General features: G+C 57.6%; 14 protein-coding genes. 9 read left to right on the top strand and 5 right to left on the bottom strand.

The annotated features are described in order from the left end of the window. Positions 1 to 7: 7 nt before the first annotated feature. Positions 8 to 2,437 carry an ATP-dependent helicase HrpB gene (hrpB, locus tag PGR10_RS19250; protein WP_113374430.1) on the bottom strand — a complete coding sequence of 810 codons (2,430 nt, stop codon included), beginning with the start codon at positions 2,435 to 2,437 and terminating at the stop codon, positions 8 to 10. Positions 2,438 to 2,509: 72 nt separating this feature from the next. Here hrpB and thpR point away from each other — a divergent pair, with 72 nt between their 5' ends. The 9 genes from thpR to panD all read left to right on the top strand — a co-directional run bounded on the left by thpR (position 2,510) and on the right by panD (position 9,554). Beyond that, positions 2,510 to 3,046 carry an RNA 2',3'-cyclic phosphodiesterase gene (thpR, locus tag PGR10_RS19245; RefSeq protein ID WP_087860857.1) on the top strand — a complete coding sequence of 179 codons (537 nt, stop codon included), beginning with the start codon at positions 2,510 to 2,512 and terminating at the stop codon, positions 3,044 to 3,046. Continuing rightward, positions 3,046 to 3,762 carry a DNA/RNA nuclease SfsA gene (sfsA, locus tag PGR10_RS19240; RefSeq protein WP_045390098.1) on the top strand — a complete coding sequence of 239 codons (717 nt, stop codon included), beginning with the start codon at positions 3,046 to 3,048 and terminating at the stop codon, positions 3,760 to 3,762. The genes thpR and sfsA overlap by 1 nt, the downstream gene beginning before the upstream one ends. 163 nt (positions 3,763 to 3,925) lie before the next feature. Continuing rightward, on the top strand, positions 3,926 to 4,381 hold the full coding sequence (gene dksA / locus PGR10_RS19235) for an RNA polymerase-binding protein DksA (RefSeq protein ID WP_007373199.1): 456 nt from the start codon (positions 3,926 to 3,928) through the stop codon (positions 4,379 to 4,381). Positions 4,382 to 4,440: 59 nt separating this feature from the next. Further along, on the top strand, positions 4,441 to 5,322 hold the full coding sequence (gluQRS, locus tag PGR10_RS19230; protein ID WP_087860858.1) for a tRNA glutamyl-Q(34) synthetase GluQRS: 882 nt from the start codon (positions 4,441 to 4,443) through the stop codon (positions 5,320 to 5,322). Between the two features lie 119 nt (positions 5,323 to 5,441). Beyond that, positions 5,442 to 6,839, top strand: a complete 1,398-nt coding sequence (gene pcnB / locus PGR10_RS19225) for a polynucleotide adenylyltransferase PcnB (protein ID WP_087860859.1) — start codon at positions 5,442 to 5,444, stop codon at positions 6,837 to 6,839. Continuing rightward, entirely contained in the window at positions 6,836 to 7,315 is a 480-nt protein-coding gene (folK, locus tag PGR10_RS19220) for a 2-amino-4-hydroxy-6-hydroxymethyldihydropteridine diphosphokinase (protein ID WP_047065193.1), read from the top strand. Before pcnB ends, folK begins: the two co-directional genes overlap by 4 nt. Positions 7,316 to 7,435: 120 nt before the next feature. Further along, positions 7,436 to 8,227, top strand: a complete 792-nt coding sequence (gene panB / locus PGR10_RS19215; protein ID WP_213794588.1) for a 3-methyl-2-oxobutanoate hydroxymethyltransferase — start codon at positions 7,436 to 7,438, stop codon at positions 8,225 to 8,227. Positions 8,228 to 8,238: 11 nt separating this feature from the next. Continuing rightward, positions 8,239 to 9,093, top strand: coding sequence for a pantoate--beta-alanine ligase (gene panC / locus PGR10_RS19210; RefSeq protein WP_213794589.1), 855 nt, complete (start codon positions 8,239 to 8,241; stop codon positions 9,091 to 9,093). 80 nt (positions 9,094 to 9,173) lie between these two features. Next, complete coding sequence (gene panD / locus PGR10_RS19205; protein WP_087860863.1) at positions 9,174 to 9,554, top strand: aspartate 1-decarboxylase; 381 nt, start codon at positions 9,174 to 9,176, stop codon at positions 9,552 to 9,554. A 34-nt stretch (positions 9,555 to 9,588) separates the two neighbouring features. Here panD and PGR10_RS19200 read toward each other — a convergent pair whose 3' ends face one another. From PGR10_RS19200 to PGR10_RS19185, 4 genes are all read right to left on the bottom strand, one after another. Further along, a complete protein-coding gene (locus PGR10_RS19200; protein WP_430923956.1) occupies positions 9,589 to 10,842 on the bottom strand; it encodes a polysaccharide deacetylase family protein in 1,254 nt (417 codons plus the stop codon). A gap of 56 nt (positions 10,843 to 10,898) precedes the next feature. After that, the gene (locus tag PGR10_RS19195) at positions 10,899 to 11,339 is read right to left on the bottom strand and encodes a PTS sugar transporter subunit IIA (RefSeq protein WP_015368202.1); all 441 of its coding nucleotides are present in this window, start codon (positions 11,337 to 11,339) and stop codon (positions 10,899 to 10,901) included. A 123-nt stretch (positions 11,340 to 11,462) separates the two neighbouring features. Beyond that, positions 11,463 to 12,233, bottom strand: coding sequence for an ABC transporter permease (locus tag PGR10_RS19190; RefSeq protein WP_015368203.1), 771 nt, complete (start codon positions 12,231 to 12,233; stop codon positions 11,463 to 11,465). Beyond that, positions 12,230 to 13,156: an ABC transporter ATP-binding protein gene (locus tag PGR10_RS19185; protein WP_015368204.1), complete on the bottom strand. Its 927-nt coding sequence runs from the start codon at positions 13,154 to 13,156 to the stop codon at positions 12,230 to 12,232. The genes PGR10_RS19190 and PGR10_RS19185 overlap by 4 nt, the downstream gene beginning before the upstream one ends. Positions 13,157 to 13,198 lie beyond the last annotated feature (42 nt).

Raw genomic sequence — 13,198 nt, 5'->3', positions numbered from 1 at the left:
CGGCGCCTCAGCTGTATTTTTTCGTCCGCCGGGTCGGCGCGGTATTCGCCGGGTCATCCGGCCAGACATGTTTCGGGTAGCGCCCCTTCATCTCTTTTTGCACCTCGCGGTACGCCCCTTGCCAGAAGGCGCTCAAATCGCGGGTAATTTGTAATGGTCGCTGCGCCGGCGAAAGTAATTCCAGCACCAGGGGAACCCGCCCTTCGGCAATGCGCGGCGTCGTCGCCTCGCCAAACATCTCCTGCATTCGTACCGCCAGCGCCGGCGGGTTATCTTCATGATAGCGAATGGCGATACGACTACCGGTCGGCACCGTGTAATGGGTCGGCAGCTCGCTATCCAGCTTCTGGCGTAACGTCCACGGCAGCCAGTTTTGCAGCGCCTGCCGCAGGTCCACCGCGTTAAGCGCCCGAAGCGAATGCACGCCGGTCATCTGCGGCAACAGCCATGCCTCCAGCGCAGCCAACAGCGATGCGTCATCAACGGCTGGCCAGCCTGCCTCCGGCAACCACTGCGCGGCGCAGTGCAGACGCAGGCGCAGTTGTTCAGCCTCCGGCGTCCAGTTCAACACCCTGAGCCCTTTATCGCGAATACCGTTGAGCATTGCCTGATGCAGCTCCGCTTCCGACGGCTTCGCCAACGGCTGGGTTTTTATCACCAGTTGGCCAATACAGTTACGCCGCCAGGCTTTTAACGTCCCCTGCGCTTCATCCCACTCCACGGTATCGGAGCGCTGTATCAGCTCAGGGCGCTGCGCGACGAGTTGGTCAATGTTCAGCGGCAGCGCCAGCAAAATTCGCGCATCGGGCGCCGAACTGCCCTGCAGCAGCAGCGGCGCAATTAACCATTCGTGACGGCCGAGCGCATCATCGGCATCCAGCATCGCGCCCATGCCGTTAGCCAACTGATAGCGTCCCTCCTGGCCGCGTCGACGGGCGATACGGTCGGCAAAGGCTGGAGCCAGCAACGCCGCCATCCGCTCAGCATCAGGCTGACCGCCTCGGCTGGCCAGCCGCTTCAATAACTGCTGCGCCCGCTGCTGCCAGTTGCCCTGCTGGCGGGCAAACGCGGCGCCTAAATCGCTGCTGCCGCCGCGCGGCGGCTCCTCAAGAATAGCCGCCAGTTTCGCCGCCGTCGCCGCGTCATCCGCGGAATCGGCCGCCGTCAACATGGCCGCCAGACGCGGGTCATTACCCAGCATCGCCATTTTGCGCCCGTGAGCCGAAAGGCGTTCGCCCTCCAGCGCCGATAACGCCGTCAACAGACGCCGCGCCGCCGCCAGATTTATCGCCGGCGGTAGATCCAGCCAGCGAAGCTCGGCCGGATCGCGGCAGCCCCACTGCAGCAACTCCAGCAGCAGACCCGACAGATCGCTTTGCAGAATTTCCGGATCGCTCTGCGCCGCCGCGCGCTCCGCCTGCTCTTTCGCCAGCAAATGCAGGCAGATCCCCGGCTCCAGACGCCCGGCGCGACCGGCGCGCTGGGTCATTGACGCCTGGCTTATCCGCTGGGTGATTAGCCGGGTCAGGCCGGTGCGCGGATCGAAGCGCGCGACCCGTTCCTGAGCGCTGTCGACCACCAGGCGAATGCCTTCGATCGTCAAACTGGTTTCAGCGATATTGGTCGCCAGCACCACTTTGCGCATTCCGGCAGGCGCCGGGAGAATCGCTTTGCGCTGTTCGCTCAGCGGCAGCGCGCCGTACAACGGGCATAACAGCACATCGCTGGCTACGCGCTCGCTTAATTGTTCCTGTACGCGCTGAATTTCGCCAACGCCCGGCAGGAATAATAGCATCGAGCCCTGCTCCTCACGCAGCAGATCCGCGGCGGCGATCGCTACCGCTTCGGCAAAACGCTGATGGGTCGCTAGCGGCGCAAAGCGACGTTCAACCGGAAACGCACGCCCTTCGGAAACTACCACCGGCGCTTCCGGCAACAGGCGCTGCAGACGATCGTTATCCAACGTCGCCGACATGATCAATAACTTGAGATCGTCACGCAGCCCCTGCTGGACATCCAGCAACAACGCCAGCGCCAGATCGGCCTGCAGGCTACGTTCATGAAATTCATCGAGGATCACCAGCCCCACGCCGGAAAGTTCCGGATCGTGCTGCAAAGTGCGGGTTAAGATCCCTTCAGTGACCACTTCCAGACGGGTATTTGGCCCTATGCAGCTTTCGGCGCGCATCCGGTAGCCTACCGTTTCTCCCGGTTTTTCTCCCAGCAGCTCCGCCAGGCGCTGGGCGACGTTACGCGCCGCCAGCCGCCGCGGTTCCAGCAGAATTATCCGGCCGTCGATGTTGCCGTCGGCGAGGATCTGTAGCGGCAGCCAGGTTGATTTACCCGCGCCGGTAGGGGCGTTAAGCAGCACCTGCGGCGCCTGCTGCAGGGCGGAAAGAAGTTCGGGAAGAATTGCGGCAACCGGCAATGAGGACACGAAAGGCTCCGGAGGTTAACATTCGAGGGCAAGCATTGTAGCATCCCCGTAATTCATTACCGAGTCTCTATCATGTCCGAGCCGAAACGGCTGTTTTTCGCTCTTGAACTGCCGAAAGCGATACAGAAACAGATTATTCACTGGCGCGCCGCCCATTTTTCCGACGATGCCGGAAGGCCGGTCGCCGCCGATAACCTACATCTGACGCTGGCGTTTCTCGGCGACGTCAGCGCTGAAAAACAGCGCGCGCTATCGGCAATGGCCGGACGCATTCAACAACCGCCATTTACCCTGACGCTCGACGACGCCGGCCAGTGGCTGCGCTCTCGCGTAGTCTGGCTCGGTACCCGCCAGCCGCCGCGCGGCATGCTGCAGCTGGCAAATATGCTGCGCGCTCAGGCGGCGCGAAGCGGCTGCTATCAAAGCCCGCAGCCGTTTCATCCGCATATCACCCTCCTGCGCGACGCCCGCCACGCGGTGCCGATCCCGCCGCCGGGTTTTTGCTGGCAGGTGCCGGTCAACGAATTCGTGCTTTATGAGTCCAGCTTTCTCCGCGGTCGCACCCGCTACAACGTGCTGGAACGTTATCCATTTACCAGGGAACTCTGATGCTGTTCACTCCGCCTTTGCAGTCCGCCACTTTAATTAAACGTTACAAACGGTTTCTGGCCGATGTCGTCACGCCGGAGGGCCAGGAGCTGACGCTGCACTGCCCGAATACCGGCGCCATGACCGGCTGCGCTGCGCCGGGCGATACCGTCTGGTATTCCACTTCCGATAATCCTAAACGTAAATATGCACATACCTGGGAATTAACTGAAACCCAACAGGGCGCGGTGATCTGCGTCAACACGCTGCGGGCCAATACTCTGGCGAAGGAGGCGGTACTCGCCGGAAATATCCCTGAGCTTGCCGGGTATAACATTCTGAAAAGCGAAGTAAAATATGGCGAAGAAAATAGCCGAATCGACCTTATGTTACAGGCAGAAGGCCGCCGTAACTGCTATATTGAAGTGAAATCGGTTACGTTGGCGGAAAAAGAGTACGGTTATTTTCCCGATGCCGTTACCGCACGCGGCCAGAAGCACCTGCGGGAGCTAATGAGCGTCGCGGCCGCAGGCCATCGGGCCGTGATTTTATTCGCCGTGCTGCATTCGGCGATAGACCGTTTCTCACCCGCGCATCATATTGATGCCAAATACGCACAGCTGTTGATAGAGGCGCAGGAAAAGGGGGTAGAAATTCTCGCCTGGAAAGCGGAACTTTCTACCAAAATGATGACTCTGAATAAGCCGATTGCCGTGGCGTTAACCCCCGGTAATTAAAAGGCTAAATTGTGTCCGGTTCGCGAGCGCAAATACGCTTTTCTTCACAGCGTTGTCAAGTGTAACGTTTAGATAATTGCTATCCGGAAAAGCATCTGCTATTTATAGCGGCCTGATTTTTCCCCCACATGGGGATCGATAGTGCGTGTTAAGGAGAAGCAACATGCAAGAAGGGCAAAACCGTAAAACATCGTCCCTGAGTATTCTCGCCATCGCTGGGGTGGAGCCGTACCAAGAGAAGCCGGGCGAAGAGTATATGAACGAAGCCCAGCTGGCGCACTTCAAGCGCATTCTTGAAGCATGGCGTAATCAACTCAGGGATGAAGTGGATCGCACCGTAACGCATATGCAGGATGAAGCTGCCAACTTCCCGGACCCGGTCGACCGTGCCGCGCAGGAAGAAGAGTTCAGCCTGGAGCTGCGTAACCGCGACCGCGAACGTAAACTCATCAAGAAGATTGAGAAAACACTGAAAAAAGTCGAAGACGAAGACTTCGGCTTCTGCGAATCCTGTGGCGTGGAGATTGGCATTCGCCGTCTGGAAGCGCGTCCAACAGCTGACCTGTGCATCGACTGCAAGACGCTGGCGGAAATTCGCGAAAAACAGATGGCGGGTTAATCCCAGCTACCTCACTCTCTGGCGGGAGTTTCTCCCGCCTGATTCCCCTTGTGTTTAACATGACCGACTCAGACTATATCGGGCGCTTTGCTCCCTCACCTTCCGGCGAACTCCACTTCGGCTCATTAATCGCCGCCCTTGGCAGCTATCTACAAGCGCGGGCGAAAGGCGGTATCTGGCGCGTACGCATTGAAGATATCGACCCGCCGCGGGAAGTTCCTGGCGCCGCCGACACCATTTTGCGACAGCTCGATCGCTACGGTCTGCACTGGGACGGCGAAGTACTGTGGCAATCCCAGCGGCACGATGCTTATCGCGAACGCCTCGCCTGGCTGCGCGATCGGGATCTTTGCTACTACTGCACCTGCACCCGCGCGCGCATTCACAGCGTCGGGGGGATCTACGACGGTCACTGTCGCGATTTGCGCCTTGGCGCCGAAAACGCCGCGCTGCGCCTGCGCCAGACCCGTCCGGTACTGGAATTTTATGACCAGTTGCGCGGGACCCTCGTCGCCGACGAACCGCTGGCGCGGGAAGATTTCATCATCCATCGTCGCGACGGGCTGTTCGCCTATAACCTGGCGGTAGTGGTTGACGACCATTTTCAGGGGGTCAGCGAAATCGTTCGCGGCGCCGATCTTATCGAGCCAACGGTACGACAAATTTCGCTGTATCAACACTTTGGCTGGCCTGTACCAGACTACGTGCACCTGCCGCTGGCGCTGAATGCCGAAGGTAATAAGCTCTCAAAACAGAACCACGCCCCGGCCCTGCCGGAGGGCGATCCGCGCCCGGAAATTGTGCGGGCATTAACATTTTTGAATCAGGATGTCGTCGAGGATTGGCAAGCGCTGAGTATTGAAGATTTACTCAAACAAGCGGTAGCCAACTGGCAGCCTGCAAAAATCCAGCATTCTCAAATGGCTCCCGCTGAGCTATGATTAGCCGCTATTTTTGCTCGTCGCCCTTCAGGTTGCCCCTGAATTTGCCGTTTAAATGCAACCTGAAGCCCATAGAGTAATGTTTTATCCGAAGTTCGTCTGACACTACGAGGTGCACCATTTTTACCCGAGTCGCTAATTTTTGCCGCAAGGTGCTAAGCCGTGAAGAGCGCGAGGCAGAGGCTGCCGCCGTCGAACAAACGCATATGACGGTGATCCCGCGTGAACAGCATGCAATTTCCCGCAAAGATATCAGTGAAAACGCGCTCAAGGTGCTCTATCGACTGAACAAGGCGGGCTACGAAGCTTACCTGGTCGGCGGCGGCGTTCGCGACCTGCTGCTGGGCAAGAAGCCAAAAGATTTTGACGTCACCACCAGCGCGACCCCGGATCAGGTACGTAAACTGTTCCGCAACTGCCGCCTGGTCGGCCGTCGCTTCCGCCTGGCGCACGTGATGTTCGGGCCGGAAATCATTGAAGTCGCCACCTTCCGCGGCCATCACGAAGGCCACACCAACGACCGCGTCACCTCCCAGCGCGGCCAGAACGGCATGCTGCTGCGCGATAACATCTTCGGCTCTATCGAAGAAGATGCCCAGCGCCGCGACTTCACCATCAACAGCCTTTATTACAGCGTGGCGGATTTCACCGTACGTGACTACGTTGGTGGAATGCGCGATCTGCAGGAAGGGGTAATTCGCCTGATTGGCGACCCGGAAACCCGTTACCGTGAAGATCCGGTGCGTATGCTGCGCGCGGTACGCTTCGCCGCCAAACTCCATATGCGCATCAGCGCCGAAAGCGCCGAGCCAATTCCGCGTCTGGCCGCCCTGCTACACGACGTACCGCCAGCGCGTCTGTTTGAAGAAGTGCTGAAGCTGCTGCAGGCAGGTTATGGTTATGAAACCTATCAACTGCTGCGCGAATACAGCCTGTTCCAGCCCCTGTTCCCGACAATCACCCGCTACTTCACCGAGCGCGGCGATAGCCCCATGGAACGTATCATTATCCAGGTGCTGAAGAATACCGATAACCGCCTGCATAACGATATGCGCGTCAATCCAGCGTTCCTGTTCGCGGTCATGTTCTGGTATCCGTTGCTGGAAATGGCGCAGAAAATCGCGCAGGAGAGCGGGCTGGCCTATTACGACGCCTTCGCGCTGGCGATGAACGATGTACTGGATGAAGCCTGCCGGACGCTGGCAATCCCTAAACGCATCACCACCCTGGTGCGCGACATCTGGCAGTTGCAGCTACGTATGTCCCGCCGTCAGGGCAAACGCGCGTGGAAACTCATGGAGCATCCGAAGTTCCGCGCCGCCTATGACCTGCTTGAACTGCGCGCAGGCGCCGAGAACAACCACGAACTGCAGCGCCTGACCAAATGGTGGGGCGAGTTCCAGGTGGCCGCGCCGCCGGAACAGAAAGATATGCTCAACGATCTCGGCGACGATCCCGCTCCGCGCCGTCGCCATCGCCGCCCGCGTAAACGCGCGCCGCGTCAGGGTAACGCATGACCCTGGTCTATATCGCCATTGGCAGTAATCTTGCCTCGCCGCTCGAGCAGGTGAATGCCGCTATCCGCGCGCTGGCCGACATTCCGGACAGCCGCGTGGCGAGCGTGTCTTCGCTCTACCGTACGCCGCCGCTGGGGCCGCAGGATCAGCCTGACTATCTCAATGCCGCCGTCGCGCTTGAAACCTCGCTCGCGCCAGAAGCGCTGCTCGATCACACTCAGCGCATTGAGCTGCAGCAGGGACGGGAGCGCAAAGCCGAACGCTGGGGGCCGCGTACGCTGGACCTCGACATCATGCTGTTTGGCGATGCGGTCATTAACAGCGAGCGTCTGACGGTGCCGCACTACGATATGAAAAATCGCGGTTTTATGCTCTGGCCGCTGTTTGAAATCGCCCCACAGCTCCACTTCCCCGATGGCCTCGCCCTTCGCGCCGCGCTGGAAAATCTGGGCGCCGAAAAACCCGCTCTCTGGTAACCCCTACTCCCTTTTTTAGCATTTACGGCGATAGTGGTAATCGGTTGCCCAAAATCATTGCCCCCCTGAATGCTGCTGTTAGAATGCCGGTTAATATGACTTTCATCATCAGGAAACGTTATGAAACCGACCACCATTGCCCTGCTGCAGAAATGCAAACAGGAGAAAAAGCGCTTCGCCACTATCACCGCCTACGACTACAGCTTCGCTAAGCTTTTTGCCGATGAAGGCATTAACGTCCTGCTGGTGGGCGATTCACTGGGGATGACGGTACAGGGCCACGACTCCACGCTGCCGGTGACCGTTGACGATATCGCTTACCACACCCGCGCGGTTCGTCGCGGCGCGCCGAACAGTCTGCTGCTCGCCGACCTGCCGTTTATGGCCTACGCCACGCCGCAGCAAACTTTCGAAAATGCCGCCGTCGTGATGCGCGCCGGCGCCAATATGGTCAAACTTGAAGGCGGCGCGTGGCTGGCTGATACCGTCAGGATGCTGGCGGAACGCGCGGTGCCAGTTTGTGGTCATCTCGGCCTGACGCCGCAGTCGGTGAACGTTTTTGGCGGCTATAAAGTTCAGGGGCGCGGCGATGCGGCGCAGGCGCTGTTCGATGACGCGTTAGCCCTGGAAGCGGCTGGCGCGCAGCTGCTGGTGCTGGAGTGCGTGCCGGTAGAGCTGGCAAAACGCATTACCGAAGCGCTGACGATCCCGGTTATCGGCATCGGCGCAGGTAACGTCACCGACGGGCAAATCCTGGTGATGCATGACGCTTTCGGGATCACCGGCGGCCATATTCCTAAATTCGCGAAGAATTTCCTCGCAGAAGCGGGCGACATCCGCGCCGCGGTACGGCAGTATATTGCCGAAGTCGAATCCGGGGTCTATCCGGGCGAAGAACATAGTTTCCATTAAGGAGTCTTGTTGTGCTGATAATTGAAACCCTGCCGCTGCTGCGCCAGCATATCCGTCGTTTACGCCAGGAAGGCAAGCGCATTGCGCTGGTTCCCACCATGGGCAACCTGCACGATGGCCATATGAAGCTGGTCGATGAAGCCAAAGCCTGCGCAGACGTCGTGGTGGTCAGTATCTTCGTGAATCCGATGCAATTTGACCGTCCGGACGATCTGGCGCGCTATCCGCGCACCCTGCAGGAGGATTGCGAAAAGCTGAACAAGCGCAAGGTCGATTTTGTCTTTGCACCGGCGCCGGCGGAAATTTATCCGCAGGGTACTGAAGGACAGACTTTCGTTGACGTTCCTGGCCTGTCGACCATGCTGGAAGGCGCCAGCCGCCCTGGCCACTTCCGCGGCGTCTCGACCATTGTCAGCAAGCTGTTCAACCTGGTGCAGCCGGATGTCGCCTGCTTCGGCGAGAAAGATTTCCAGCAGCTGGCGCTGATCCGCAAAATGGTCGCCGATATGGGCTACGACATCGAGATCGTCGGCGTGCCGATTATCCGCGCGAAAGACGGCCTGGCGCTAAGTTCGCGCAACGGTTATCTGACCGCCGAGCAGCGTAAAATCGCCCCGGGTCTGTACAAAGTGCTGAGTTCGGTGGCGGATAAACTTGCCGCTGGCGAGCGTAACCTCGAGGAAATCATTGCCATCGCCGAGCAGGAGCTCAACGAATCAGGTTTTCGCGCCGACGATATCCAGATCCGTGATGCCGACACCCTGCTGGAGCTCACGGATGCCAGCAAACGCGCGGTGATCCTGATGGCGGCATGGCTGGGCCAGGCGCGTCTGATTGATAACAAAATCGTCAAGCTGGGCCAGTAGCCTGGAACGAAAAATCGGGTTATTTTCTCAAAGCGGATGCCGTGTCCGCTTTGCTACATAAAGGTTGGAAGGTAGAAGTTATGATGCGTAATATGCTGCAGGGCAAGCTCCACCGCGTTAAAGTCACGCAGGCTGACCTGCATTACGAAGGGTCCTGCGCCATTGACCAGGATTTCCTCGAAGCGGCCGGTATTCTGGAAAATGAAGCCATTCATTTGTGGAACGTGACCAACGGTAACCGTTTCTCGACTTATGCGATCGCCGCCGAGCGTGGTTCGAAGATTATCTCCGTCAACGGCGCTGCGGCGCACTGCGCAAGCGTCGGCGATATCCTCATTATCGCCAGCTTCGTGACCATGTCTGACGAAGAAGCCCGCACCTGGCAGCCGAAGATCGCCTATTTCGAAGGCGATAACGAAATGAAGCGCCAGGCGAAAGCTATTCCGGTGCAGGTCGCCTGATTCTTGCGGCGCTGCGCTCAGCCGCAGCGCCGGTTTACCCTTGCGGCTGATTGCTGATAAGCCGCGACATCGTCTCCAGCGAATCGGTACGCAGGATATACAACCGCTTCAGCAGGAACGGATTATCCCCCGGTTTCACCTTCCCTCTCACCGTCGTTACCGCCAGATGAAAACCGGCATCGTTCGCCGCCTTGACCGCCGTGGCGTTATAGCTGCCGAACGGATACGAAAGATACAGCACGTGCGGATTAAACTGGCTCAGCGCTCGCCGGGAACGCTCGAAATCAAAGAGAATGTTGTGATAATTCCGGCTGAGTAATATCGGGTGACGGGCGGCATCGACCCGGTGCAGAAAATGGGTATGCGACTGCACATCAAACACGTCCTGAATCTGTCTGAGCTCAGAGATACTCATAAACTGCAGCGATTTCGGATCCCACTTTTGCGGATGACGTTTGATCCGCGATGAGATAATAAATGCCGTCGCGTGGAAGCCGTACTGCTTGAGGATCGGATAAGCGTAGCGATTCACCGACTTGAGGCCGTCATCAAAGGTAATCACCACCGAGCGCGCAGGCAGATTAACCTTGTTACGTAAATACCCTTCCAGTTGATACATCGTCAGCGTGGTATAGCCCTGGTCACGCAGCCAGGTCATCTGGTTACTGAAAGCGCGTACCGAGGTGGTGGTCGAGGTATGGCGGAAACGGCTATTTTCTTCATCACGCAGAATATGGTGATAAGTCAGTAGCGGAATGCCGTTATCCTCCTGCGCATCCAGGCTGCTTACCCACGCCAACCGGTTACCGATACGAATCTGATACCAGGTTTGATTAAGGCGGTCTTTCAGCTTGCTGATAATGGGATAGCGCAGGTTATTGGCCAGGGTGCCAAACGGCGGGCTGCCCACTGACGGCGCATCGTAAACCGGCGTGTCTTTCCAGGTCAGCAGGTTCTGGTTGCTCAACGGCTGATGTAAATCACCCAGATTATCCTCAACCCGTTTCGCGCCCTGCACCGGCCCCAGATGCCCTTTATCAATAAAGCCAGTACCGAAGCCGAAATTGAATTCATAATAGTCTGCCGTGGTCGGCACCACGGCGAGGATCTGCCCGGCGCGAACGTTGCCGACGCTCACTACATGGTTGCCGACCTGCGCCCAGATATCGGCATCTTCTGTGATTTGCATATAGCGTGCGGGGACGCCCTGTTGGCTGAGCAGGCTGGCGGAAACGCTGACTGACGTCAGCAAAAGGAATAATGTTATGACTCGGGCAAACATGCGCATCGAACCGGTAAACCTGAATGCCGCCATTGTAACAAAAGCGGCATCAATGCTAATGCCTAATTTCCGAACGTATCATGCAGTAGACGAAAAGGCGGATTTTTTTGCTGTTGATGCCAAAGACTGCTCACCGTCGGGCCTCCAGCGCTAACGATAGCATTACGGAAGGCATCACTGCTGAGGGTATAGCGCTGTAAATACATTTCCTCCAGCAATGGATAGCGAATGCCGGAAATAACTTCACAGTGGGTGTGTTTGTGACTCATCAGCGCGGCGGCGCGATATGGCGCGGCACCGGTTTTATCGGTGAGAAAAATCACGCCATCGCCGCAGTCCGTGGCATGTAGCGCATCGCACATCATGCGGCTCAGCATATTGACGCTCAGATTACGCCAGTAATTCACCGCCCGGCACTGCGCCAGCGGGCCAAACTTTTTCTCCAGACGATCCAGCATCTCCTGCGCCAGCTCATCATGGCAGGTAATTACCCAACCTAACATCGCCTACCTCCTTAGCAGGCAAACAATTTAGCAGGGCAAGCGTTGAGGTGGGGTGATGGGTATCAAAAATTACCGCTTAGCGCCCCGGCAAGGTGAAATTAGCGGGGGCGCTTGTAGAGAGGATTAGCTACGCAGGCCACGTCCACGCTGGATCAGGTACCAGCACAGAATATAGAAGGCCACGATAAACACCACCAGCACACCAAAGGTGGTCGCCAGCGGGACGTCATGAATGCCGAGGAAGCCAAAACGGAAGCCGCTAATCATGTAGACGATAGGGTTGAGATGCGACAGCGCCTGCCAGAACGGCGGCAGCAACGTCAGCGAATAGAACACCCCGCCCAGGTAGGTCAGCGGCGTCAGCACGAAAGTCGGGATCAGGCTGATGTCGTCGAAGGTTTTCGCAAACACCGCATTGAGCAGGCCCGCCAGCGAGAACAGAATTGCCGTCAAAATCAGCGTCAGGGCGACAAACAGCCAGGAATGAACCTGGAACGGGACGAAGAACAGCGAGATAGCCGTCACCAGAATGCCGACACACAGCCCACGCGCCACCCCGCCGCCGACGTAACCGGCGATCACCACGTGGGTTGGCACCGGCGCCACCAGCAGTTCCTCAATGTTGCGTTGGAACTTGGCGCTAAAGAACGACGAAGCGACGTTGGCGTAGGCGTTGGTGATCACCGCCATCATAATTAGCCCCGGCACGATAAACTGCATATAGGTAAAACCGTGCATCTCGCCGATCCGCGAGCCGATCAGATTGCCAAAGATGACGAAATAGAGGGTCATGGTGATCACCGGCGGCACCAGCGTCTGTACCCAGATACGCATAAACCGGTGGATCTCTTTGGTCCAGATGCTTTTCAGCGCGACCCAGTAAAGCTGCATCATGCTGATTCTCCTTTTTTGTCGTGCACCAGCGTGACAAACAGCTCTTCCAGACGGTTGGCCTTGTTACGCATACTTAATACCTGCACGCCCTGGGCGCTTAGCTGGGCGAAAACGCTGTTAATCCCCTGCTCGCGCAGCACTTCAACTTCCAGCGTCGAGGTATCAACCAGCCGGTACTGATACCCGTCGAGGGTTGGCAGCGGGCTTTTCGGCGCCAGATCGAGGATAAAGGTTTCCGATTTCAGCTTAGCCAGCAGCGCCTTCATCGAGGTATTTTCCACCAGCTCGCCGCTCTGGATAATGCCGATATTACGACACAGCATTTCCGCTTCTTCCAGATAGTGGGTCGTGAGGATAATGGTGGTGCCTTTATCGTTGAGATCTTTGAGGAAACCCCACATCGAGCGACGTAGCTCGATATCAACGCCAGCGGTGGGTTCATCAAGAATGAGCAGCTTCGGCTCATGCATCAGCGCGCGGGCAATCATCAGGCGGCGCTTCATCCCGCCGGAGAGCATACGCGCGCGTTCATTGCGCTTTTCCCACAGATCGAGCTGTTTCAAATACTTTTCGCTACGCAAAATTGCTTCTTTACGCTCAACGCCGTAGTAACCCGCCTGGTTAACCACGATTTGCTGTACGGTTTCGAATGGGTTGAAGTTGAACTCCTGCGGCACCAGCCCGAGCTGGCGCTTGGCGTTCACCACATCTTTTTCCAGGTCGTAGCCAAATACATTAACCTGGCCGGAGGTTTTATTAACCAGCGAACTAATGATACCGATAGTCGTGGATTTCCCCGCGCCGTTCGGGCCCAGCAGCGCATAAAAGTCGCCGGCTTCAACCTGCAGGTCAATGCCTTTCAGCGCCTGAACCCCGCCGGGATAGGTTTTCTTGAGCTGTTTTAATTCCAGAGCAATGGTCATTAAATGTCTCTTCTCGTGTCATCACACGTGATGTAATGTTTT

It is taken from the genome of Klebsiella sp. 141198, assembly GCF_050600785.1.
In the GTDB taxonomy this organism is placed as follows: Bacteria; Pseudomonadota; Gammaproteobacteria; order Enterobacterales; family Enterobacteriaceae; genus Klebsiella; species Klebsiella aerogenes.
Note: the sequence above shows the minus strand (reverse complement) of the source record. Positions and strands in the feature narration are given on the sequence as shown.